The following is a 25,121-nucleotide window of genomic DNA, read 5'->3' as shown; positions in this document are numbered from 1 at the left end:
CTTTGAATCTTAAGAATTAGCTTCAGTATTATCAGCTTCAATTTCGTCTTCTAATTTTTCTTCCTCGCGGCGCTCTTTCAGGAATTTTTTAAGCTGTTTACCGTATTTCGATTTTCTAACATCTTTTTCTAAAGAGCTATAAATAGTGTCTAGATATTTGATGTTGGCATCAAAAACCTCAGATAAGGCTAGGTAAGGAGCAACTTCTAGATCTTTATTGTTAAGAGCAAAGTTTACCGTGTAAAGATATTTGCGCTTTAAAAGGCTTTCGTAGCGTTTGTCTAATTCTATAAGTTTATCATCATCTTCGGCTTTTTGAGCTTCGAAGTTTTCTTTTATAATTTCCAGGTTGCTATCATTAAACCTGCTCATCATTTTACGATATTCTATAAGTTTCTCCTGATTTACAGAACCGGTAATTTTCGCATCGGTTTCAAATTTTTCAAGCGAAGTTATAATCTTTGTTTCGCCTTCATCTGCAAAGAAATCTAAGCGATCGTCAAATTCAGAATTGTCCACTTTGTTTAAATATAGATACATCATCTGTGGACTATCGATATCTGCTTGTAGTAAGAAATTAGAATCGCCGTTAATTTCTACAGAGTCTACACTCACCAAAGAAGTGTCATCGATCATTTGAAGAAAAAGCGTACCTTTTTTAAGTCCTTTAATGTTTCCAGAAACTTTAAGGTTCGTTTCTTTTTGGGAACAGGCGATAATGGTAAGAACAAGAAGTAAAAGTAAGCTAATTTTTTTCATTGTATCGTATTGGTTTAAGCAGCGCAAATATCTTATAATTTTCTATTTTATCTAACTATTGAAGATGTAAAATTTATTTTTTAATTTTTTACTGAAGGACAAATCAATTAATTATCTAACTTCCTGAAGCGATCTGCATAAGCATGGTACATAATATGGCTCCGTAAGTTCCAACCACATATCCAAATACGGCCAATAGAACACCAACAGTTGCTAATGATGGATGAAAAGCTGCGGCTACTACTGGAGCTGAAGCTGCACCACCAACGTTTGCCTGGCTTCCTACCGCAAGGAAGAAGTAAGGTGCTTTTATCAATTTAGCGGTTACCAGTAAAATGACTACATGTATAGTCATCCAAACTAAACCTATGGCTATTAATCCAGGATTTTCGAAAACCGAACCAAGATCCATTTTCATACCTATAGTGGCCACTAAAACATAAATAAAAATGCTTCCAATTTTACTAGCTCCGGCTCCTTCGTATTGTTTAAATTTAGTAAAAGACAGTAGAATTCCAAGAGCGGTGGCAATGGTGATCATCCAGAAAAATTCCGAAGAAAAAGAGGCTAATGTGCTTTTTTTATCCTGAAAAACATCAAAAGTACGCACTAAGAAACTTGAAATTTCATCGGCACCAAAATGAGCAATCCCAACTGCTCCAAAGGCAAGTGCTAGGATAATCATAAAATCGGATAAACTGGGAATTCGCTTTACACTATCTGAATATGCCGAAACCTTATTTTTTAAATCGGTTATGGCAGAGTTATCTGCTTGCAGCCATTGGTCGATTCGGTCGCTTTTACCAACGCCTAAAAGAACGATAGCCATCCAAAGGTTCGCAACAACAATATCTACAAGTACCATACCACCATACTTTTCCTGGTTGTACTGATAAATCTCTAACATCGCAGCCTGGTTTGCACCGCCGCCAATCCAACTACCGGCAAGAGTAGATAGACCACGCCATGTAGCATCGAACCCTGCGCCACCAACAGTTTCTGGTGATATTGCAGAAATGAGTAAAATAGCAATTGGGCCACCAATAATAATTCCTATAGTGGCAGCAAAGAACATAATTAAAGCTTTGGGACCTAAATTAAATATTGCTTTTAGATCGATACTTAAAGTCATTAATACTAATGACGCAGGTAGAAGATACCTACTAGCCATAAAGTATAAATTAGAAACCGAAGCATCAATTAATCCAGCCGAATTCAGTATAGCCGGAATTAAATAACACATTAATACTCCCGGAACAATCTTATAAAATTTTGCCCAAAATCCAGTTTTGATCGATGAGGTATAAAAAACAAAACCAAGCGACAGCATTAGTAATCCTAATACCACAGCATCATTTGTAAAAACCGGCATGTCTTCCATAAAAATAAGATTTGCAGGCAAAATACAAATTATATTCTACCTGCATAATTTTAGTTTTTAATAGAAATTATAATGAAAACATTGCCTGAAGACTTTTGGCTACGCCATCTTCTTTTCCGTGTCCTGTCATTTTAGTAGCAACGTCTTTTACCTCTTGGCGAGCATTCGAAACGGCAACACCCATGCCTACACCGCCAACCATTTCTACATCATTGTAATTATCACCAAAAGCGATAGTATCCTTAGTAGATATTTTATAATGATGATCTAGTAGATATTGAATTGCTGAAAATTTTGAAATCTCTTTATTGGCAACTTCCAAATAGTTTTTATTTGAGCGATAGAAGTGAAGTTTATCTTTATAATTTTCGCTTAAGAAATCGCTAATCTTATCTATTTTTTCTTCGTCACCCATGGCCATGATCTTATGCGGGCCTTTATTTTCTGAAGTCCATTTTTCAATAACTTCAGCATTTGATTTTATTTGGGGGCTTACCTTAGTATTATTTTCTTCGCGATTAGACCAAAAATCGGTTTGCGGCACATACCATTCATCGTGGTGGTATAAACTAAGGTGTACATCAAGATTGTTTTCAGTATTAAATTGATGTATCGCTTTTAGAGAATCCATTGGGATTTCTACCGAGCTGATTGGTTTATCGTCAACCAAAACTAGTCCGCCGTTATAGGCAATTATGGGAAGTTCTCTTATATCGAGTTCTTCCTGCAGATGATGCATTGCATCTGGCATTCTAGCTGAAATTAATACAACAGGTAGTTTTTCTTTTACTTCTTTAATAGTTTTTATAGTGAAATCGGAAAGTTCTCTTTCTCCATTTAAGAGCGTACCGTCGATGTCTGAAAAGACAATTTTATAATTCATTAGTTTTCTTTTTTTTATCTTTAGGGTGTCTTTTTGCTTCTTTTAAACATTTGCTAAGCATCCATTCAATCTGCCCATTGGTACTCCGAAATTCATCGGAAGCCCATTTCTCAACAGCTTTTAGCATGTCTTCATCTACCCGTAATGCAAATGCTTTTTTCTTAGCCATATTCTATAATTCCTGAATGAATTTTGTTAGTGCTGGGATTAACTCCGGATGCACTATCAATTCTCCCTCTTCATTTGTTCGTGTTTCGGCTTCAGATTTTAAAACATGATTCATATTTTTCAAAAGTAACAATTCAGCATCATTTACCACAATTTTTAAGGCTTTTGCATCTTCAATACTCACCTGCTTATCTTTATCACCGTTGATAATTAAGATAGGAATGGACAATTCTTGGATTTCTTTTTTAGGTTCGTAGTGATCCCAGGATTTTATGAATTGTTGTACCGATGGTCTAAAAATACTCATCAAAAATGGATTTACTTTTTTGATCGTATCGGTATCTTGTAATTCCTGAAAGTGAACTCTTGTTGTGTCCCCATAAGCGGGTGATTGATTGGTCACCTGCTCTATGATTTTAGTGCTCATTTTTTCTGAAGGCCCGGCAAGAGAAATAAAGCCAGAAGCACGATCTTTTGCGGCAATCATACCAACTAGAGATCCCTGGCTATGGCCAATTACGACTATTTTTTTATAGCCCAATGTATCTTTTAAGTAGTGGATTCCGGTAACCGCATCTTCAATAAAATCTTCGAAAGAAAGATCAGCTTCCGTTAGGTTGAGTTCACCAAGTCTAAAAATTCTTTTGTCGTATCGAAAGCTAGCAATATTATTTTCAGCCAAGCCATGTGCTAACATTTCTAGACTATGATTATTTATAACTGGAATATTACCATCGCGATCGGTAGGTCCAGATCCTGCGATAATCAGTGCGGCAACTTCGGTTTTTTCTGAAGGCTCGCAGATTGTACCGTGAACATATTTATTCACTTCTATATCTTTATCTTCAAATTGAGCGAAACAAAAATTGATGCTCAAAATCGATAATATGAATAGTATTTTTTTCATTCTTCAGAATTATTAAAGTATCTACGAATTACCTGGTCGACTTTATTTGGTTGCTGTGTCCCGATTAGAAAATAGCGTCCCTTTCTTGTTTTCAGCTGAATTCCCTTGTTTCCTTTTACATTATAGGCTTTTGGTTTGCTTAAGCCACGAATTCCCCAGCCACCATATTCGCTAACGGGTTTGTATTTTCTAGTATGCACTTTTTCAAGCTCTTTCCATCTAAACTCTTTTTTAGTAAATCGAAATGGACTAAACCAAACTTCGACTCCATATTTGTCGATTTTTGTGTGCATTTTTACTAAAAATATTCCAACGCCTATTATAGGTCCTATTGCTTTACTTACTATATTGAAGGTAGAGAATTGCTCTAGCGGTTTTTCGTAGGAGAAAAAGTTTATTATAATCCCTAGGATGACTATTGTACAGATAACGATTAACCACCATTGCGTAAACCGTTGCTCTTCTTTAAATACTCTCATATTTAATGGTTAAGTGTACCGGCATTTACAACGGGAGAGGCATCTTTATCGCCACAAAGTATCACCATTAGATTGCTTACCATGGCAGCACGGCGTTCTTCATCTAGATTCACAATTTCTTTTTTACTTAATTCATCCAAAGCCATTTCTACCATACTAACGGCGCCTTCAACGATTTTATGTCGAGCGGCTACAATAGCTGTGGCTTGTTGTCTTTTAAGCATTGCACTGGCAATTTCGTTAGCATAAGCCAAATAACCAATACGGGATTCTAACACTTCGATTCCGGCGATTTCTAAGCGCTCATCTAGTTCTTTTTCTAGTGCATCGCTCACTTCGTTAACACTACTTCTTAAGGTAATATCTTCATCTAAACCTTCATCTGCAAAATTATCGTAAGGATACATGCTAGCCAGCTTTCTAACCGCTGCATCGGTTTGGACCACTACAAAATTTTCAAAATTATCAACATCAAAAGAGGCTTTGTAAGTATCATTTACACGCCAAACCAAGATAGTGCTTATCATTACCGGGTTTCCCAGTTTATCGTTTACTTTCAGTCGTTCACTGTCAAAGTTTCTGGCACGCAAAGAAATCTTCTTTTTGGTGTAAAAAGGATTCACCCAAAAAAGACCATTCTTTTTTACAGTACCGCGATAATCTCCAAATAATAAAAGCACCCGCGATTCATTAGGATTCACTAGAATAAACCCCGGTGCAAGCAAGATGGCTAAGAAAATTCCTAAAATAAACCATGGATTTTTGATAGCAATAAAGCCTAAAATACTTCCGAGAAATAGGATTGCAAAGATGAAAAGCATGAAATAGCCATTCGATGGAGATGAAGATTTTTCTTGTGTCATTTGTGGTTAAATTTTTAATTGATATTAAAATGATATCACTAATATATTGAAATAAAATTGATCGCTTTAGATGTTTAACATTTAAATTACTTAAGCTTAGTTATATTTGCAGCAAAATTGAAACAGAATGAAAAGAGTATTGATTGTACTTTGCGTCGTATTAATTAGCAATCTTAGTTTAGCCAACGATATAGAGTGGGGCAAAACAGGCCATAGAACCACTGGTGAAATTGCGCAAGTCCATTTAAACAGAAGAGCTAAGAAAGCAATTGATAAATTACTTAACGGGAATAGTCTTGCGTTTGTAGCAAATCATGGGGATGACATTAAAAGTGATCCTTCTTATAGAAAATATAGCCCTTGGCATTACGTAAATATAGATCCAGAGGCAACTGAATACGATGCTGAACATGCTAGTGAAGATGGCGATCTTGTTGGCGGAATTAGAAAGTGTATCGAAGTTCTGGAAGATAAAAACGCAAGTAGAGAAGATAAGCAGTTCCATTTAAAAATGCTTGTTCATTTTGTGGGAGATTTGCATCAACCATTTCACGTTGGGCATGCTGCAGATTTAGGAGGCAATAGAGTAGATGTAGAATGGTTTGGAAAAAAGACCAATATTCATAGTGTTTGGGACAGTAAAATGATCGATTCTTATCAGATGAGTTATACTGAACTTGCTGAAAATCGTGATGAATTAAGCAAAATGCAAATTAAGGCTATCGAGAGCGGAAACTTATTAGATTGGGTGTACGAGAGTAGAGATCTTGCTGAAGAATTATACAAATCTGTTGAAGAAGATAATGATCTTGGTTACAAATATATGTACCAGTGGTTTCCAACAGTTAGACAACAATTACAAAAGGGCGGTATACGTCTTGCAAAGATTTTAAATGAAATTTATGGCTAATCCAAGATTTGCCTAAAAGTGAGGTTAATTCGTGGCGAAACTTGTTTTTTAGTTTTAGGAAGCTGATGTTTCCAGTAATGCTGAGTTTCCCCTGCCATTATAAGTAAACTACCATGAGCTAGAACAAATTTTTGTTTTAGCTCTTTTTTTGTTTTATGCTGAAGATGAAACATCCTTTCTCCTCCTAAACTTACCGAGGCGATAATCGGGTTTTTTCCCAGTTCTTTTTCATCATCACTGTGCCATCCCATACTGTCCCGCCCATCGCGATATAAATTAGCTAGACAAACATTGAATTTTGAATCTGCCGCTTCTTCAATCTTTTCTTCTAATTGCAGAAGTACTTCAGGTAAAGGATTAGGTTTCATTACGATATTCGAATAGGAATAAGACTTCTTGCCAAAAAGATTCGTCAACCTTGGTTGCATCATTTCTTTTCCGAAGATTTTAATGGGTTCCTGAATCCAGTTGGTTTCATTATATAACTCTTCGAAAACCGAGTTTGCAAATTCAGAATTTAAAAAATCGGAATCATATATTAATTTGGCCTGGGGAAGATCAAATTGTTGCATTACATTAAAATTTCAGGTAAAACCACGCCCACCAAATTAATAAAAGCTGCAACAGAATTCTAAGAATTAAAAGCCATTTTGGTAATCCTGCGCCCGCTTCAGGAGAAGAAAGCATGTGAAAGTGAACAGTAAAAAAAATAAGCAACATGGCAATAATTCCGTATATCGCGTAGTTTTTAGTCATAGAAAAGCAAACCGCAATTCCCAGAATAATTTCAGCAATTCCACTTAAATAAACCATGTTAAGGTGCGCCGGTATATATAGCGGCATGATCCTCACATACATTTTTGGTTTTATAAAGTGATTGATGCCAGCTATAGTATACATGAATCCCATTAAATACAAATGCCATGGATATTGCATAAACGTTGTCTTTTTTAATATAAAATAAATTTACGGCTGTTTAACCAAGTTTTTATCATGTTTGGCTTATTTTTTTGGGTAATTGGCTTAAATCGAGTAATTTTCGCTGTTTTATGTTTTTAACTTTCATTTAGCTTGACAAAAAAAATACTCATCTTAGGATTTTTAGCAAATCTGGCATCTTTATCTTTGGATGCCCAGGTGAGTAAGGATAGCCTTGAAAATCTATTAGAGACTTCTATACAGTATTTTGATAATTATAATTATCATAAGGGTATCCAATGCTCAATGAATTTGATAGGCTTGGCTGAAAAGGAAGCGGGTCAGAATTATTATTTATATCATGCTCATAATAATTTAGGAACTGCCTACGAAGAGCTAAGAGACACCACCAGAGCTAAATCTCATTACATAAAATCTTTAAAGTTTGCAGCTGCAGCAGATAATGATACTTTGCTGATGTGGTCTTATAATAATTTAGGAAATATTTATTCTGAGGCTAGCGATAATTATCAAAAGGGTATCGATTATTATAACCGAGTAATAGATCTTGCTACCAAATTAGATAATAAAGAAGAACTTATAGCTCCAAACATTAATATTGCCTGGACCTATCTTGATAACGATCAAGCTTCTAAAGCGAAAACGTATTTAGATAATGCCACAAAAATTCTGAAAAATCAGGAGATGTCTTATATAAATGCTGAACTTAATACGCTTTATGGTAGGTATTTCTTAGCATCAAATGAAATTGATTCTGCCGAGGTCTATTTTGAAAATGCAGTAAATATTGTAAATCGCGATAGCTTAGAATACGAAGGTGCCGAAGCTTATAAGTGGTACGCTGAAATGCTTTTCAAAGCAGGAAACTATCAAGAAGCCTATAACGCTTTAAAGCAGCAAAATTTTTATGATTCGAAAACTTTTGAGCATATAAAGACTACTCAAATACAGGCCGCTAATGCGAGATTCGACGTTAATGAATATCAAAAAAATCTGGAAATTGCTAGAAAAGAAAAGGAATATCAACAGAAAATAATCGACAAATCTAACGAAAAGCTCATTCTACTGATAGTTGCCGCTATTGTCTTATCTATAATCTTGATATTTCTTTACAAAATCAACAGTTCACGAAGAGTATTAATTAGCGAGCTGCAAGAAAAAAATCTGGAGCTCCAAAAATCGAAAGAAGCGACCGAGCGGCTTTCTAATCTGAAAACACAATTTTTTTCTACCGTAAGCCATGAGCTTAGAACACCACTGTACGGCGTTATTGGCTTAACCTCTTTATTGCTTGAAGATAAACATCTAAAGAGTCATCAAGATGATTTGAAGTCTCTAAAGTTCTCAGCAGATTATCTTCTCGCTTTAATAAACGATGTACTGCAAATTAATAAAATGGAATCTAAAGAGGTGAAAATAGAAAACAACCCATTTCATTTAGGAGATTTGCTGCATAGTATTACGAATACACTTGAATTTACCCGAATTCAGAATAGAAATAAAATGCATCTTGAAATTGATGAAGTTGTACCTCAATATTTAATAGGAGACTCGGTAAGATTGTCACAAATAATGGTGAATCTTATGGGAAATGCTTTAAAATTCACCGAGAGAGGAAACATTTGGGTACGGGTAAAACGTGTGGAAGAAACTTCAGAGGAATGCAAACTTCAATTTGAAGTAGAGGACGACGGTATCGGAATACCGCAAAGCAAGCAAAAAGAGATTTTCGAAGAATTTTCTCAAATAAAACCTACTAACTATAATTACCAGGGAACAGGTTTAGGTTTACCAATTGTGAAAAAGATGCTTAAATTATTCGAATCTGATATTCATTTAAATAGCATTGAGAATAAAGGTTCAAATTTTAGTTTTGAAATCTGTTTTCAGATAGATAAAGAAAAATTAGATTTGTCTAAAGCTGAAACGGAAAATACAAACAGTTCTATACCAGAAGATATGCCTAAAGACTTACAAAGTCGTATTTTAATCGTTGATGATAATCGCATAAATCAGATCGTAACCAAGAGAATTTTAGAGCAGAAAAAATTTGATTGTGAAATTGCCCAAGATGGGAATGAAGCTGTAGAAAAAGTTAAGGATGGCAACTTTGATCTGGTTTTAATGGATGTAAATATGCCCGGAATAAGCGGGATGGAAGCTACCCGAAAAATACGGGAATTTAATATTGAAATTCCTGTGATTGCTTTAACTGCTGTAGAAGTAGAAGAAATTAGAGAGGAAATTCACAATGCAGGGATGAATGATATCATCATTAAACCCTATGATACACAGCAATTCTATCAGGTAGTTTATAGAAATATTATGCCGATAGTTTTATAGCTGCTTCGTAGCATTTTCTGAAATTTAGAAAATGCATTTATCTAAAGAACTACTAAGTTCTCCAAAACGCATACTACTTCTGAATCTCCTTAGCTTGCTTTGGAGCTTTAAAAAAGTTCTGTTTAGGATCGATAAAATGAATATTGAATATTTCTGCTTCACCAATTTGATCTTCTAATCCGTTTTCTTTAGACCAATTATGGAATGTCCATTTTGTTGCAAATGGAATCTTATCAATGAGTTTGTAGTCATTATAGTTAATAGCATGAGGATTTGCTTCCGCAGTATTTATTTCTTTATTGAGCGTCACGATATAAGCGGCAGCATCTAATTTTCCATCTTCTGCCGGATAAATTATATACCAGTCATCCGGCGCATCACCTATATTTTCTCCAAAACTAAGTTTGGCTGAATTTACCAACGAGCTTTCCATCAATCTCTTTTCTGGCATTTCCCATTTTGTGCCTCTGTCAGTAAGTTTAAATGGTAGTGAGAAAAAATATTGCCAGGTAAACATATCGAATCTTGCATCTTTATAATTTTGATCTGCCAGAAGGATCCAAGCTTTTTCTCCATCATATACTAACGAAATTCCATCTTGCTTTTCCACTTTAATTTTTCCGGAATTGGTTAGGGTAGTAATTTTTGCCTTTAATCGCTCTTTTCCACCAAAGGTTAGGGAGATATCGAATTCTACCGCTTCATGCTTTAAAAAAGACGATTTTTGATGTGCTTTTTCAATCGAAACTGGGAATTGCATTGCCGGAGAAATGGCGCCATCACCTATACTGCCGTTGGGCTCGGTCATTATTTTATCTTCCGAAGTATTTGATTCAGGCTTATTTTTACAGGCAAATAGTAGAAAGATAGTGTAAAATAGAAGTAGTTTTTTCATCATCGTAGTTTTTAGTTTAGTAGTTTTTTTGCTTAAAGCTTTCAATAAAAAAAGCGCTACTCTAATAAGAGCAACGCTTTTTTGAATATAGTTAATGTGAAAAGATTATTTCACCATATCAAAGCTACGCTTGATAAAGTTAGTCAATTCTTCACCTTTTAGAAGGTTTTGTGAAAGTCTCGCAAGGTCTAAAGACTGTTTAATTAGACGTTGTTGAGTTTCTTCTTCTGCACCTAGAATTTCAGATGTTAATGGATGGTTTGTATTTACCACAAGATTGTACATCTCTGGCATGTTACCCATTCCAAACATACCACCGCCACCGGTTTGTTGCATTTCTTTCATTCTACGCATAAACTCTGGCTGCGTGATTATAAGTGGCGCTGCATCACTATCCATCGCTTCCATTTGAATAGTATACTTTTCTTTTGGCACAACTTTTTCAAAATCACCTTTTAATTTCTCTTTCTCATCATCAGATAATTTAGAGATTTTCTCTTCATCGGTTTTGATGAGGTTATCTACATGATCAGAATCTACTCTGGTAAACGTAACTTTTTCTTCTGAAGATTCTAATTTCTGTAACAGGTGAGAAATAATAGGAGAATCTAATAACAATACTTTATAACCTTTGTCTTTCGCAGCCTGGATGTAGCTGTGTTGCTCATTTTGATTAGAAGCATAAAGAACAACAAGATTACCTTCCTTATCGGTTTGGTTATCTTTTATCGTTTCTTTTAATTCTTCAAAAGTATAGTACTCGTTATCGATTGTCGGGTAAAGAGCAAATTTCTGCGCTTTTTCGAAAAATTTATCTTCGGTAAGCATACCGTATTCGATAACCACTTTAATATCATTCCATTTTTCTTGGAAATCTTCACGATTATTGTTGAACAGTGATTTCAATTTATCAGCAACTTTTCTTGTGATATAGCTTGAAATTTTCTTCACTGCACCATCTGCCTGAAGATAAGAACGAGATACGTTTAAAGGAATATCTGGTGAATCGATAACTCCGCGTAACATGGTCAAAAATTCAGGAACAATACCTTCAACATTATCAGTTACGAAAACCTGGTTTTGGTAAAGCTGAATTTTATCTTTTTGAACGCTCATATCCTGAGTCATCTTAGGGAAATAAAGAATCCCAGTAAGATTAAACGGATAGTCTACATTTAAGTGAATATGGAATAAAGGATCCTCGAATTGCATTGGATACAACTCACGATAAAAATCGTTATATTCCTTTTCTTCTAAATCTGTAGGCTGTTTTGTCCAAGCTGGATTTGGGTTGTTGATAATATTATCAACTGTCTTCGTTTCTGGCTTAGCATCTTCTGGAGCATCATCAGGAAGCGGAAGTGTTTCTTCTTTGGTTCCAAATCGAATTGGGATAGGCATAAACTTGTTATACTTCACCAATAGCTCTTCAATTCTATTATCTTCTAAAAATTCTTCATCCTCTTCGTTTACATGAAGAATAATTTCTGTACCGCGTTCTTGCTTGTCAGAATCTTCTAAGGTAAACTGTGTAGTTCCCTCACAAGTCCAGTGCGCTGCAGGTTCATCTTTATAAGATTTTGTTATAATTTCTACTTTATGGGCAACCATAAATGCCGAGTAGAAACCAAGTCCAAAATGCCCAATTATACCACTATCTTTAGCAGAATCTTTATATTTGTCCAGAAATTCTTCAGCACCAGAGAAAGCTACTTCGTTGATGTATTTTTCAACTTCTTCTTTGGTCATCCCAATACCCTGATCGGTAATATGGATTTTTTTGTTCTCTTTATCTACTTTAATGTCAATTACAGGATTACCATAATCAACATCTGTTTCACCAATATTTGTAAGGTGTTTTAATTTTAATGTTGCATCGGTAGCGTTAGAAATTAATTCTCTAAGGAAAATTTCGTGGTCGCTGTAAAGAAACTTCTTAATCAGCGGGAAAATGTTATCTACAGATACATTAATCTTTCCAGTTGCCATATATTTTTAGTTTTTAGTGTCAAATACAATCTCTACTAACCAAAAAAAATACCATTACAGTTTTGCTGTCAACATGGCATAAGTCTTGCATTAATATTATGGCTACAATAGCTAAAATATTGAAGTTCAAAAATAAGAGAAGAAATTTTTAACAAACATTTTGTTTAACTAATATCATTTTAAGTTAAACAATTTATATATTTGATAAGAGAAAAAGGAAATTATGGCAACGACAAAGAAAGCAACTACAACAAAAAAGAAATTAGATTCACATAAACTAATTAGTCTTTACATGGACTATGTGTTGGAGAATGAGCATGCGCCAAAGACTGTCTATAAATTTTGTAAAGAGAATGGAATAGCCGAGGAAGAGTTTTATAATTTCTACGGAAGTTTTGAAGGTTTGGAGAAAGGAATCTGGGAAGCATTCTATCTTAACACCATCGGAGTAATCGAAAAGAGCCCAGAATATCCTGGTTTTTCGAATCGTGAAAAAATGCTCACTTTCTATTACACCTTTTTTGAAGTGTTAACAGCGAATAGAAGTTACGTGCTATTCACATTGAAGAAGGAATCGACCCGAATGAAAAATCTCGAGCAGTTAAAAGGTTTACGAAAAAATGTAAAGTCTTTTGCTAAAGGTTTAATTCAGGATGATAATAAAGAAAAATCTTTAAAGTTTTTACAACAGCCAGAAGAAGTATTTTCTGAATCTGCATGGATACAATTGTTATTCTTACTTAAATTCTGGATGGACGACAATTCCGCTCAGTTTGAAAGTACAGATGTGGCTATAGAAAAATCTGTAAATACAGTATTTGATGTTTTCGATAATTCACCTCTAGAAAGAGTGGTTGACTTTGGGAAATTTCTATACAAGGAACGAATGGTAAAATAAATCATTCAAAAATTGCTATGAAAAAGGCCGAAAGGTCATAAAGAAAGATTAGATGAAATCGATAGATAAAATTCCCACGGGAAAAATCGGAAGAACCAGTAAGTTGGTTCAAACCGGGGCCAAAATCGGCGGTAATTACATTAAATATTATAGTAAAAAGGCGTTCAATAAAGATTTAACCAGAGATGATCTTGATAAAGACAATGCCAGTGATATTTATGACGGCTTAAAAAGCCTAAAGGGTAGCGCATTAAAAGTAGCACAAATGCTTTCTATGGAAAAAAGTTTGTTGCCAAGCGCTTACGTAGAAAAGTTTAGCCTTTCACAATTTAGTGTTCCGCCATTGTCAGCACCTTTAGTTCGTAAAACTTTCAAGAAATACAACGGAAATTACCCAGAGGATTTGTACGATCAATTCACGATGGAATCGGTAAATGCTGCAAGTATCGGGCAGGTTCATAAGGCTACTAAGGATGGAAGAAAGCTGGCCGTAAAAATTCAGTATCCCGGAGTGGCAGATAGTATTAGCTCAGATTTAGCAATGGTAAAACCAATTGCCACAAGAATGTTTAATCTTCAGGGACAGGATTCTGAAAAATACTTTAAAGAAGTTGAAGGTAAACTGTTGGAAGAAACAGATTATATCCTAGAAGTAAAACAGAGTAAAGAGATTTCTGAAGCTTGTGCGCATATTCCTAATCTGAAATTCCCAAAATATTACGAAGATCTATCTAGCGAACGAATTATTTCGATGGACTGGATGGACGGCAAGCACCTAAGCGAATTTGCTAAAGAAAATAAAGATCAGGATCAAGCAAATAAGGTAGGGCAGGCATTATGGGATTTTTATATGTTTCAGATGCACGGACTTAAAGAAGTACATGCCGATCCACATCCCGGAAATTTTTTAGTGGATAAAGAAGGAAATTTGATAGCTATCGACTTTGGATGTATCAAGAAAGTGCCCGATGATTTTTATGTTCCTTACTTCGAATTAGCGCAAAAGGAAAACATTAATAATCCTGAGTTTTTTAACGAGAAACTTTATGAGCTAGAAATCTTAAGGGAAGATGATACGGAGAATGAAATTAAATATTTTTCAGAGTTATTTCATCAAATGTTGAATTTGTTTACTAGTCCGTTTCACTCAGAAACCTTTGACTTTTCCGATCCCGAATTTTGGGATTCTATTACCCGGTTAAGCGAAAAGTATAGTAAGGACGAGGAATTAAGAAAGATGAATGGAAATCGAGGAAGTAAACACTTCCTATACATAAATAGAACATTTTTTGGTTTATATAATTTACTCCATGATCTTGAAGCAAAAGTAGAGATTAACAATTTTAGAGCATATTTATAGATTAGAGTTTTGATTTATTGGTTAGGTTGAGAAGCGCAATTTTATTTTAAAATTGCGCTTCTCTTTTTTTAAAAAATGCTTTTTCATAAAAGATTATATAATTAGGACAGCAAAATCTTTAGTTTTTTAATCTTTATGAGATTATAAGCTTAATAATTTAGATATTTGCTAAATTTAGAAGTGTGATTTTTAATAATTTAAAAATAATTTAAATGTATCAGTCTAAAATTGCCGGATTAGGAAAATATGTGCCAGAGAATGTGGTCACAAATGAGGATCTGTCTAAAATAATGGATACGAATGATGCTTGGATACAGGAACGTACCGGCATTAAGGAAAGAAGACATATTAAAAAAGGTGATGGCAATACTACCGCGGGGATGGGTGCTAAGGCCGCAAAAATAGCTTTAGAAAGAGCGAATATCAGTAAAGATGATATCGATCTTATTGTTTTTGCAACTTTAAGTCCTGACTATTATTTTCCTGGGTGCGGAGTGCAGATACAGGAGATGTTAGATATTCATACTTGTCCCGCATTAGATGTGCGTAATCAATGTAGTGGTTTTATTTATGGTCTTTCGGTTGCCGATCAGTTCATAAAAACCGGGATGTATAAAAATGTACTTTTAATCGGAAGTGAAAATCATAGTGGAGGATTGGATTTTACCACGCGTGGTCGATCGGTTTCGGTAATCTTTGGAGATGGAGCGGGAGCAGCGGTACTAACTAGAAACGATCATGTGGGACAAGGTGTTTTGTCTACACATTTACATTCGGAAGGTAAACATGCGCTCGAATTAAGTTTGAAGGGACCAAGCACAAATCATTGGGTTCCTGAAATTATTGCTGAAAATCCTCAAGAAGATATTCCATATTACCCTTACATGAACGGACTGTTTGTTTTCAAAAATGCGGTTGTTCGCTTTTCTGAAGTAATCATGGAGGGTTTAAAAGCAAATGGCTTAGAGATAAAAGATATCGATATGTTGATACCGCATCAGGCGAATCTTCGGATTTCTCAGTTTATTCAGCAGAAATTTAAATTGAAAGATGAACAGGTGTACAACAACATCCAGAAATACGGAAATACAACTGCTGCATCTATTCCTATTGCCTTAACAGAAGCTTGGGAAGAAGGAAAAATTAAGGAAGGAGATACCGTCGTTTTAGCCGCTTTTGGTAGTGGTTTTACATGGGCAAGTGCAGTAATGAAATGGTAGAAATTTGACAATAAAAAAAGCGGCTTTTGCCGCTTTTCAGTTTAATTCTTTTAAAGTTTTAAAAAACCTGTAAATCGCGAGAACGCCTACGACAACAAAGCCAATAGCTATTACGAACTCAAGTTCACGTTTTTTATATATTTCATAAAGCGTAATTACGCGATAAGTACCATATCCTAAAGAAAATATTCCCACGATTAAATACGCATAAATTCTGTTTTTAGAGGGAAGTTTTTTCTGTTTACTCATGTTCTGCAACATCATTTGGAAATGTCGCTTTCACTATAGCAGCGGCTTCGTTATAATGACTTTTTATCACAAAAAGCTGAACCTGTCCCGGTATTCCACCACCAAAACCTGCTCTCAATCCAGATTCCATATCATTTCTAACGCGATTAGAAATTCCGGATTTTCTAAACAATTCTTGTAAATATTGAACATTTACATCACTTCCTGTATACACGCGATCGTATGTTTCTTCAGTACTCATAATTTTCAGTTTAAGAATTCTAAAATACGAAGATTGCCAGTCTTTGCAGACTAATTTAATTAGAGTTTAACGTTCTCTAATTTTTGTTAGGCGTTGTAGTATTTGCTTTCCCAGATTGTTTCGCTAAAATTTTTACCTTTTTTAAATCCGTAAAATATAGCAAGACCACCAACCCATTTAAACACAAAAAATAAAATCATTAAAAATTCGGTTACATCTTGTTCACCAGCGTGAAAAAATAATTTATCCGGAATCAAAAATGTGATTACTAAGCTTAATAAAAACATTGAAAAAATGAAGTTTTCTAGCTGCTTAAAAGGCCACATTAATAATTTTCTGAAGGGGTGAAGATCATTGCCCCATTTGTGAACCAGATAATAATAATCATTTCCCATGGGAGCCATTAAAAGAGGATCGTCAGCATTATCTAATTTAAATAAATGGGCAGGTGCAATAATTCTAAAACCTCTAAGACTTGTGTTGTGATCGTTTTCCAGTTTACGTATTGCCATAATGGCATCGTAAGGAATTTTCGCTTTAAAATATTTTGAGCTCAAAAACCGTAAACGATAATTAACGCATATCTTTTCTATGTCGCTTATATGAAAAATACGATCTGCTTCAAGAAGATCAAAATTGAAATTATTCAGATCATTTTCATCACCGCCATCTTCTAATTTTTGGAGGATAGAGGCATCTTGTTGATCGTTTTCCTTAAATATCGAATAAATTTCCTGTAGAAACTGATCTTCTTTTTTTCGTTTATTTCTGGATTTTAGAAGTTGCTTTTCAATGTTGGTTCGGGGGAAGTTCATCATCATCAATCACTTTGCATGAACTACTAAATTATACATTATCAGTGTAAATACCAATCCTGTAAATGTTAATTCAGAATTTATGTTTCAGGTCAGTTTTCTCTTTACGTTTCTAAATGCCTGTTAAATTTATGTCTAAACTTTACTAAATGTTTTTGTCATACCAGTGAAAGCTGGTATTATGCGCAAAAATTTTTAAACTATGAAACTACTTAAGTGGTCAGGATTTCTTATAACTATTCTTCTTTTCGCAAGTTGTGGCGGAAGTAAATCTACCGATGTGGGTGAGAACCCAAAGGATTTAAAAAGTTATAATACTTATGCTTTTTTGCCTAATCAGAATAAAATTACCACTCCGGGATACAACAACGAGGAGATTAATTACGAGATTGTAAATACGGTAAACGAGAACATGAAAGATGAAGGTTATCGTTATGAAAAAGATCAGCCAAACGTGCTAATTTATGTGCACACGATGTTTGATGAAAAAGTTGAGGTAAACGCCGACCCTGTATACACCAGTTATTCTTACTATCGTCCAGATTTTTATATTGGTGATTATTACAAGCCTTTTATGTATAAAGATTACTATACAATTCAGCGAATTACTGGAGATAACATCGAACAGATCCCATACAAATCAAAAACTATTGTGATCGATTTTATAAACCGAAAAAACAATCAAATTATTTGGAGAGGGACAACCGATAACGTAGAAATTACTGATCGTCGTACCGCTCGTGCTGTTAGAAATTATGTAGATGAAATTTTTAAACAATTTCCATAATAAAACACCAGCTTACAGATAAAAAAGAAGGCTGAAATTATACAATTTCAGCCTTCTTTTTTTGTTTTATTTGAACCGAAAATTATCGAAGTTCAGCTTTTAATTCATTTTCGAATCTATACTGAAGTTTACTCATAATTTTATCGATTTGCTTATCGGTCATTGTTTTATTTTCATCCTGAAATGTAAAACTCACCGCATAACTCTTTTTACCTTCCGGAAGATTTTCGCCTTGATAAACATCAAAGAGATTGACTTCTTTTAGTAATTTCTTTTCAGTTTGGGTAGCGATATTTTCGATCTCAGCATAAGAAATCGCTTCGTCTAATAATAAAGCGAAATCACGTCTTACTGCAGGATATTTAGGAATACCTACAAATTTATTTGATTGCGTTTTAGTAATTTCGATTACTGCATCCCAATTAAAATCTGCAAATAAAACTTCCTGATCGATATCAAAATGCTTCAGGATCGATTTTTTAATCACTCCAAATTCCACCAATTTCGATTTTCCTGAACTCAATATAATTCCTTCAGCAAAAACATCAGATTTTACAGCGCTAGATTTTAGGATTTTAATTCCTAATCTTTGGAAAACCGCTTCAATAACTCCCTTCATATAAAAGAAAGTTCCTTTTTGTGCAGCAGAACTCCAACTTTCGCTGGCCTTATCGCCACTTACAAAAATTGAAAGATGTTTGTTTTCAACACGACCACCAGTGTAATTGTGATAAGTTTTTCCGAATTCGAAAAGTTTTAGATCTCTTCTTTTTCGGTTTAAATTATATCGAATACTTTCTAGCCCGCTAAATAACATCGATTGTCTCATTACTGAAAGATCGCCACTAAGGGGATTCAGCATTTCAACATTATATTCACCTTTTAGTTGTTCACTAAGTTCTAAGTGCGACGGACTTGTAAGTGAATTGGCCATGGTTTCGTAAAAACCTTGTCCTACTAGCTGATTCGCTATAATATTCTGAAGCTTATAATCTTCGAATTTCGATGAAATAGAAACCGAAGCATTAAACTTTTCGTTGAATTTTATGTTGTTATAACCATACACTCGCAGAATCTCTTCGATAACATCAGATTCTCGTTGAACGTCTACCCGATAAGAAGGGATTGTGAGTCCCATCCCTGTTTCGGTAACATTATTCACTCTAATTTCTAAAGAGGCCAAAATCGATTTTATAGTTTCCTCTTCAAGATTCTCTCCAATAAGTTTATTCACCTTATCGAAAGTTAAGAATACCTGAAAATCTTCTATTTTCTTGAAGTAAAGATCATCGACATCGCTGGTGATTTCTCCTCCTGCTAATTCGCTGATAAGAAGTGCAGCACGTTTAAGCGCATATTCTGTAATGCTAGGATCTATTCCTCTCTCAAAACGGAAAGAAGCATCGGTATTTAAACCGTGTCTTTTTGCTGTTTTACGAACGCTTACAGGATTAAAATACGCACTTTCTAAGAATATTTGCGAGGTACCTTCAGAAACTCCACTATTTAATCCGCCAAAAACACCGGCAATACAAAGTGGTTTTTCTTTATCACAGATCATCAGATCTTCTTCATGAAGTTCTCTTTCCACTTCATCTAAAGTCGTAAACTTAGTACCAGCTTCCAGCGTTTTTACATGAATTTCGTTACCTGCAATTTTAGAGGCATCAAAAGCATGTAGCGGCTGTCCCAACTCGTGCATTACATAATTTGTAATATCTACAACGTTATTTTTAGGCGTAATACCAATTGCTTTTAAACGGTTTTGTAGCCATTTAGGAGAGTCTTGTATTTTTACATCGCTCACTGTAATTCCGCAATAACGTGGAGCTAGAGAAGAATCATCAACAAAAATTGGGATTCTTAAACTTCTATTATCCACATGAAAATTACTTACAGAAGGAGTAATAAGCTCTAAACTTTTATTATCCTGGTGGTAACCGGCTTTTAAATCTCTTGCCACACCCCAATGGCTCATCGCATCGGCGCGGTTTGGTGTAAGACCAATTTCAAAAACCTGATCATTCTCGATTTCAAAAACTTCAGCAACAGGTGTTCCTGGAATAAGATCTTCTTCCATCACCATAATACCATCATGGCTTGATCCAAGACCAATTTCGCTTTCAGAACAAATCATTCCAAAGCTATGTTCACCTCTAATTTTGCCTTTTTTGATTTTCCATTCTTCACCTTTTTCATCATAAAGAACGGTACCTATAGTTGCTACCGGAACTTTTTGTCCTGCTGCAATATTAGGAGCGCCACAAACAATTTGTACTTCTTCACCATCTCCAAGATTTACCTTGGTGATGTTAAGTTTATCTGCATTTGGATGTTTCTCGCAGCTTAGTACATGCCCAACTACGATGCCTTCCAAACCACCCTTTACACTTTGAAAACTCTGAATTCCCTCTACCTCTAAACCTAGATCAGTTAGTAATTCGCCAGTTTTTTCGGCACCTTCAGGAAGCTTTATAAATTGTTTTAACCAGTTGTATGAAATTTTCATCTATGTAATTTTACAATCTACAAAGATAGCATTACCATTGATTTTGGCATAATCTAAGGTTCGTAAAATTATAGCCTATTTTGAAAGAATTTTATAGACTTTTTTAAGCTGAAATTAGGCACAAATAAATACCGAAACAACTGAAGTTTCCGCTAAGAAATATAATTCCAGATATTTTGATGTTTTGCAAGCTGTCCGTAGGTGAAGCGCAACACCTTATTTTTCTCTAAAGCCAATTTTGGATCTTCTTTTAGCACTTTCATCGCAACGTGACGAGCTGTTTTAAGCAGATCGTTATCCTTAACAATATCGGCGATTTTTAAATTTAGGACACCACTTTGTTGCGTTCCCATAATATCGCCAGGACCGCGAAGTTTCAAATCCACTTCAGCAATTTGAAAACCGTCGTTGGTTGCCGTCATGGTTTCTAGCCTTGTCTTACTGTCGTTAGATAATTTATGTCCGGTCATTAAAATACAATAACTCTGTTCAGCACCACGACCAACTCGTCCACGTAACTGGTGTAACTGTGAAAGTCCAAATCGCTCTGCACTTTCTATGATCATAACGCTGGCATTAGGTACATTTACACCAACTTCGATCACAGTAGTGGCGACCATAATTTCGGTCTTTCCTTCCGCAAAGCGCTGCATTTCGTAATCCTTATCCGCAGGCTTCATTTGCCCGTGTACTATCGAAATTTGATAATCAGGAAACTCACGAGCAATACTCTCATAGCCATCCATCAAATCTTTGTAGTCCATTTTTTCAGATTCCTGAATTAATGGGTATACCACATAAACTTGGCGTCCTTTATCAATTTCTTCTTTTATAAACCTGAAAACTTTCAAGCGATTGCTATCAAAACGATGCACCGTTCTAATTGGTTTTCTACCGGGTGGCAATTCATCAATTACAGAAATATCTAAATCGCCATACAAACTCATCGCCAAGGTACGCGGAATCGGTGTTGCCGTCATTACTAAAACGTGCGGAGGGATTTTATTTTTACGCCATAATTTTGCGCGTTGTGCTACACCAAAACGGTGTTGCTCATCGATAATAGCCAAACCAAGATTATGGAATTTCACCTTATCTTCTAAAAGTGCATGTGTTCCAATTAAAATATCGATCTCGCCAGTTTCCAATTTTTCATGTAATTCTCGACGATGTGCTTTTTTAGAAGAACCGGTAAGCAAGAAGATCGAAAGATCCATTTGCGCACAAAGTTCTACCAAACCATGATAATGCTGAATTGCCAAAATCTCTGTAGGCGCCATTAAGCAAGCCTGAAAATCGTTGTCGATCGCAATAAGCATACTCATTAAAGCGACAATGGTTTTTCCTGAGCCTACATCACCTTGTAATAAACGATTCATTTGCGCGCCAGTTCCTAAATCGGCTCTAATTTCTTTAACCACTCTCTTTTGCGCACCAGTAAGATCGAAGGGTAGATGATTTTTATAAAATCCACTGAAATTTTCTCCAATTTCGCCAAAAACAAAGCCTTTTATTTTTTGTTTCCGAAGCTGATTTTTAAGCAGTAACTGCAGCTGAATGTAAAACAGCTCTTCAAATTTTAAACGGAATTGAGCTTTTGCAAGCAACTCCGCATTTTTTGGAAAATGAATATTAAATAGCGCTTCAGCTTTAGAGATTAGGCGAAATTCTTCTTTAATTTCATCACTTAAAGTATCATAAAAACGTGCTTTAGTTTCAGCAAAAAGCTGTTGTAGCATTTTGTTTACCGCGCGATTGGTAATCCCTTTTTTCTGCAATAATTCCGTAGAAGGATAAATAGGTTGCATTGCCGCACGCAATTGCTTTTTAAAATCGGCTAGCGTATCCATTTCGGGATGCGCCATGCTAAACGTACCATTAAACCAGTTAGTCTTTCCAAAAACTACGTATGGTGTATTCAGTTTCAAATTTTCCCGAATCCATTTATGTCCTCTAAACCAAACCAGTTCCATACGGCCGGTATCGTCTACAAAATCAGCAACCAAACGCTTCCCGCGTTTTTGCTCTACCATTTTAATATGAGTGATTTTTCCTACTACCTGTACTTCAGCAGAATTCCGTTTTAATTCAGAAATCTTATAAAAACGGGTTTTATCCAGATAGCGATTAGGGAAGAAATTCACCAGATCCTGATAGGTGTGAATACCTAATTCTTTCCGTAGGACATCAGCCCGGTTTGGGCCAACACCTTTTAAATAATCAATCGGAGTTTGTAGAATATTAGGATTCATAAAAAACGAAGATATTAAAATGCCTAATTTTAGAATTATTTCAGGCATATTTTATGCTATTTCTTTTTAAAATTATGATTGAAAGCCGAAAGATTGCGTTTAAAAGCAAGCTCTGGCGCTAAATTTTGTAATTTGCCATTACCAAACTACAGTTATTACCAATGAAGAAGGTTTTCTTTTCCCTAATAGTTTTAAACGCTTTTTTAATAAAGGCACAATCGATCTCTAGCGATAATCAAATTGAATTTGTTGATTTTAAAACGGTTGATGCTGAAATTAGCATTTATCCCGAAGCCGCTATTGTAAAAGGCAATGTGAATTATGAATTTGAAGTTTTAAAACAGGTAGATTCTATCTTTATTGATGCTGAAAACATGAGTTTTCGGGACGTATTTATAAATGGAGAGGAAGCCGATTTTCGTTTAGCTGAAGACAAAATCTGGATTAAAAATAAACTCAATCCTTCTGAAGAAAATCAACTTCAGCTGAAATATTCAGTTTCGCCAAAACAAACTATGTATTTTATAAATTGGAATCAGCCAGATTCCGAAGAAATTAGTAAACAGGTTTGGACACAGGGGCAAGGACGTTACACTTCGCATTGGTTGCCCAGCTTTGATGATATGCGAGAAAAAACTGTTTTTAATCTGAAGGTCAATTTCAATAAAGAATATCGGGTAATTGCAAATGGAATTTTAGAAAAAGAAAAAATGCTAAACGATTCTATTAAACAATGGAGTTTTAGCATGGAAGATCCTATGAGTAGCTATCTGGTTGCAGTCGCGGCAGGGGATTACGAAAGCAAGGAACTGCAAAGCGCAGCTGGGATACCTATTTCTTTATTTTATGAAACAAAAGATGAAAATTTAGCAGAGCCTACATATCGATATTCTAAGAAAATATTCGATTTTTTAGTAGACGAAATCGGCGTTGAATTTCCGTGGAAAAATTATAAACAGATTCCGGTTGAAGATTTCCTTTATGCCGGAATGGAAAACACCGGAACGACTATTTTTTCTGAATCTATGCTTACCGATAGTATTGGTTTTAAAGATCGTAATTATATAAATGTAAATGCTCATGAGCTGGCTCACCAATGGTTTGGTGATTTAGTGACCGAGACCGAAAGTAAACATCACTGGTTACACGAAGGATTTGCAACTTACTATGCTTTACTCGCCGAAAAGCAATTATTTGGTGAGGATTACTATTACTGGAAACTCTATGAAACCGCGGAGCAGTTAAAGAAAATGAGTGATCGCGGAGAAGGTGAAGCTTTACTTAATCCTAAAGCAAGCTCACTTACTTTTTATCAAAAGGGGGCTTGGGCATTGCATATTTTAAGAGAAAAATTAGGATATGAAGCTTTTAAAACCGGCGTTAAAAATTACCTGAAGTTATATAGTTTTAAGAATGTAACCACCGATAATTTTCTTGCTGAAATGGAAAATGTTAGCGGCCAGGATTTATCGCAATTTAAAAAAGATTGGTTAGAGCAATCGGCTTTTAAAGCAAATGCAGCGCTTAATTCTTTAGAACAGTCTGCTTTTATAAGAAGATATTTAGATATTGCTGCCGTAAGAGAGCAAAGCGTTGGGATTAAATACAATGTTTTAAACGGAGCTTTAGATTTTCCGGTAAACGATTATATAGGCCAGGAAGCGGTAATCCAACTGCAGGGGAATACTTCACAAGAGACGATAGATCTTTATAAGAAAGCTTTTGAGACCGGAAACATTTTTGTGCGACAAACCATTGCTTCTAGCATGAAAGAAATTCCAACGTCTTTAAAATCGGAATATGAAGATTTGCTGAATGATGATTCCTATCTCACTAAAGAATATGCTTTGATGACGTTGTGGACAAATTTTCCACAAGAACGTTCTAAATATTTAACCAAGACAAAAAATATCCAAGGCTTCTACGATAAGAATGTGCGGATGCTTTGGTTAACTTTAAATTTAGTAACTCCTGAATTTGATGCTGCTAATAGTCAGGCAAATTACGCGGAACTTTCGGGATATACTCAGACAAAATTTCCTTTCGAAATTCGGAAAAATGCCTTTAGTTATTTATTTCAGATAGATGCGTTTACAGATCAAAACCTAAAAGATTTAATGCAAGGCACACAACATCATACGTATCGTTTTCGAGATTATTGTAGGCAATTGCTAAAGGAACTACTAGGGCATCAAAAATACCGTCAAAAACTACAAAACTTATCTAATTCTTTTTCTGAAAAAGAACAAGAATATTTACAATCTCAATTATAAA

Annotated in this window: 23 protein-coding genes; 7 read left to right on the top strand and 16 right to left on the bottom strand. The window is 35.0% G+C overall.

Annotated features, from left to right (window positions below; translation table 11 throughout):
• Nucleotides 1-9 precede the first annotated feature (9 nt).
• From QWY91_RS08800 to QWY91_RS08770, 7 genes are all read right to left on the bottom strand, one after another.
• Entirely contained in the window at nt 10-759 is a 750-nt protein-coding gene (locus QWY91_RS08800) for a DUF4369 domain-containing protein (RefSeq protein ID WP_290233897.1), read from the bottom strand.
• Nucleotides 760-874: 115 nt separating this feature from the next.
• Nucleotides 875-2,140, bottom strand: a complete 1,266-nt coding sequence (locus QWY91_RS08795) for a DUF819 family protein (protein ID WP_290237077.1) — start codon at nt 2,138-2,140, stop codon at nt 875-877.
• 67 nt (nt 2,141-2,207) lie between these two features.
• On the bottom strand, nt 2,208-3,023 hold the full coding sequence (locus QWY91_RS08790; RefSeq protein ID WP_290233895.1) for an HAD family hydrolase: 816 nt from the start codon (nt 3,021-3,023) through the stop codon (nt 2,208-2,210).
• The gene (locus QWY91_RS08785; RefSeq protein ID WP_290233893.1) at nt 3,013-3,192 is read right to left on the bottom strand and encodes a type II toxin-antitoxin system antitoxin; all 180 of its coding nucleotides are present in this window, start codon (nt 3,190-3,192) and stop codon (nt 3,013-3,015) included. Before QWY91_RS08785 ends, QWY91_RS08790 begins: the two co-directional genes overlap by 11 nt.
• 3 nt (nt 3,193-3,195) lie before the next feature.
• Nucleotides 3,196-4,098 (bottom strand): alpha/beta hydrolase, encoded by a 903-nt coding sequence (locus tag QWY91_RS08780; RefSeq protein ID WP_290233890.1) that lies wholly within the window; start codon nt 4,096-4,098, stop codon nt 3,196-3,198.
• Entirely contained in the window at nt 4,095-4,577 is a 483-nt protein-coding gene (locus QWY91_RS08775; RefSeq protein ID WP_290233888.1) for a hypothetical protein, read from the bottom strand. The genes QWY91_RS08780 and QWY91_RS08775 overlap by 4 nt, the downstream gene beginning before the upstream one ends.
• Before the next feature lie 2 nt (nt 4,578-4,579).
• Nucleotides 4,580-5,440 carry an SPFH domain-containing protein gene (locus QWY91_RS08770; protein ID WP_290233885.1) on the bottom strand — a complete coding sequence of 287 codons (861 nt, stop codon included), beginning with the start codon at nt 5,438-5,440 and terminating at the stop codon, nt 4,580-4,582.
• 127 nt (nt 5,441-5,567) lie between these two features.
• Between QWY91_RS08770 and QWY91_RS08765 the strand changes: the two genes are divergently transcribed.
• Nucleotides 5,568-6,350: a S1/P1 nuclease gene (locus QWY91_RS08765; RefSeq protein WP_290233883.1), complete on the top strand. Its 783-nt coding sequence runs from the start codon at nt 5,568-5,570 to the stop codon at nt 6,348-6,350.
• Here QWY91_RS08765 and QWY91_RS08760 read toward each other — a convergent pair.
• Nucleotides 6,347-6,922: an alpha-ketoglutarate-dependent dioxygenase AlkB family protein gene (locus tag QWY91_RS08760; protein ID WP_290233881.1), complete on the bottom strand. Its 576-nt coding sequence runs from the start codon at nt 6,920-6,922 to the stop codon at nt 6,347-6,349. The genes QWY91_RS08765 and QWY91_RS08760 overlap by 4 nt on opposite strands.
• A gap of 4 nt (nt 6,923-6,926) precedes the next feature.
• Entirely contained in the window at nt 6,927-7,286 is a 360-nt protein-coding gene (locus QWY91_RS08755; RefSeq protein WP_290233879.1) for a DoxX family protein, read from the bottom strand.
• A 135-nt stretch (nt 7,287-7,421) separates the two neighbouring features.
• Between QWY91_RS08755 and QWY91_RS08750 the strand changes: the two genes are divergently transcribed.
• Nucleotides 7,422-9,632: a tetratricopeptide repeat-containing hybrid sensor histidine kinase/response regulator gene (locus QWY91_RS08750; protein ID WP_290233877.1), complete on the top strand. Its 2,211-nt coding sequence runs from the start codon at nt 7,422-7,424 to the stop codon at nt 9,630-9,632.
• A gap of 73 nt (nt 9,633-9,705) precedes the next feature.
• On the opposite strand, the gene QWY91_RS08745 is transcribed toward QWY91_RS08750, so the two are convergent.
• Entirely contained in the window at nt 9,706-10,530 is an 825-nt protein-coding gene (locus tag QWY91_RS08745) for a hypothetical protein (RefSeq protein ID WP_290233874.1), read from the bottom strand.
• 102 nt (nt 10,531-10,632) lie between these two features.
• A complete protein-coding gene (gene htpG / locus QWY91_RS08740; RefSeq protein WP_290233872.1) occupies nt 10,633-12,516 on the bottom strand; it encodes a molecular chaperone HtpG in 1,884 nt (627 codons plus the stop codon).
• A gap of 223 nt (nt 12,517-12,739) precedes the next feature.
• Here htpG and QWY91_RS08735 point away from each other — a divergent pair, with 223 nt between their 5' ends.
• From QWY91_RS08735 to QWY91_RS08725, 3 genes are all read left to right on the top strand, one after another.
• Nucleotides 12,740-13,414 (top strand): TetR family transcriptional regulator C-terminal domain-containing protein, encoded by a 675-nt coding sequence (locus QWY91_RS08735; RefSeq protein WP_290233870.1) that lies wholly within the window; start codon nt 12,740-12,742, stop codon nt 13,412-13,414.
• Between the two features lie 52 nt (nt 13,415-13,466).
• On the top strand, nt 13,467-14,774 hold the full coding sequence (locus QWY91_RS08730; protein ID WP_290233867.1) for an ABC1 kinase family protein: 1,308 nt from the start codon (nt 13,467-13,469) through the stop codon (nt 14,772-14,774).
• Nucleotides 14,775-14,986: 212 nt separating this feature from the next.
• Nucleotides 14,987-15,994, top strand: a complete 1,008-nt coding sequence (locus QWY91_RS08725) for a 3-oxoacyl-ACP synthase III family protein (protein WP_290233865.1) — start codon at nt 14,987-14,989, stop codon at nt 15,992-15,994.
• A gap of 36 nt (nt 15,995-16,030) precedes the next feature.
• On the opposite strand, the gene QWY91_RS08720 is transcribed toward QWY91_RS08725, so the two are convergent.
• From QWY91_RS08720 to QWY91_RS08710, 3 genes are all read right to left on the bottom strand, one after another.
• Nucleotides 16,031-16,243 carry a hypothetical protein gene (locus QWY91_RS08720; RefSeq protein WP_290233863.1) on the bottom strand — a complete coding sequence of 71 codons (213 nt, stop codon included), beginning with the start codon at nt 16,241-16,243 and terminating at the stop codon, nt 16,031-16,033.
• Nucleotides 16,236-16,484, bottom strand: a complete 249-nt coding sequence (locus QWY91_RS08715) for a putative signal transducing protein (RefSeq protein WP_290233861.1) — start codon at nt 16,482-16,484, stop codon at nt 16,236-16,238. Before QWY91_RS08715 ends, QWY91_RS08720 begins: the two co-directional genes overlap by 8 nt.
• Before the next feature lie 86 nt (nt 16,485-16,570).
• The gene (locus QWY91_RS08710; protein WP_290233859.1) at nt 16,571-17,305 is read right to left on the bottom strand and encodes a hypothetical protein; all 735 of its coding nucleotides are present in this window, start codon (nt 17,303-17,305) and stop codon (nt 16,571-16,573) included.
• A 196-nt stretch (nt 17,306-17,501) separates the two neighbouring features.
• Here QWY91_RS08710 and QWY91_RS08705 point away from each other — a divergent pair, with 196 nt between their 5' ends.
• On the top strand, nt 17,502-18,086 hold the full coding sequence (locus QWY91_RS08705) for a DUF4136 domain-containing protein (protein WP_290233855.1): 585 nt from the start codon (nt 17,502-17,504) through the stop codon (nt 18,084-18,086).
• A gap of 82 nt (nt 18,087-18,168) precedes the next feature.
• On the opposite strand, the gene pheT is transcribed toward QWY91_RS08705, so the two are convergent.
• Together pheT and recG are read right to left on the bottom strand one after the other, a co-directional pair.
• Nucleotides 18,169-20,595 (bottom strand): phenylalanine--tRNA ligase subunit beta, encoded by a 2,427-nt coding sequence (pheT, locus tag QWY91_RS08700; RefSeq protein ID WP_290233852.1) that lies wholly within the window; start codon nt 20,593-20,595, stop codon nt 18,169-18,171.
• A gap of 152 nt (nt 20,596-20,747) precedes the next feature.
• Nucleotides 20,748-22,847, bottom strand: coding sequence for an ATP-dependent DNA helicase RecG (gene recG, locus QWY91_RS08695; RefSeq protein ID WP_290237076.1), 2,100 nt, complete (start codon nt 22,845-22,847; stop codon nt 20,748-20,750).
• Nucleotides 22,848-23,008: 161 nt separating this feature from the next.
• Between recG and QWY91_RS08690 the strand changes: the two genes are divergently transcribed.
• Entirely contained in the window at nt 23,009-25,120 is a 2,112-nt protein-coding gene (locus tag QWY91_RS08690; protein WP_290233850.1) for a M1 family metallopeptidase, read from the top strand.
• The last annotated feature ends 1 nt before the right edge of the window (nt 25,121 follow it).

This window comes from Zunongwangia endophytica (assembly GCF_030409505.1).
Taxonomy (GTDB): Bacteria; Bacteroidota; Bacteroidia; order Flavobacteriales; family Flavobacteriaceae; genus Zunongwangia; species Zunongwangia endophytica.
This window is presented reverse-complemented; position numbering and strand designations above follow the sequence as displayed.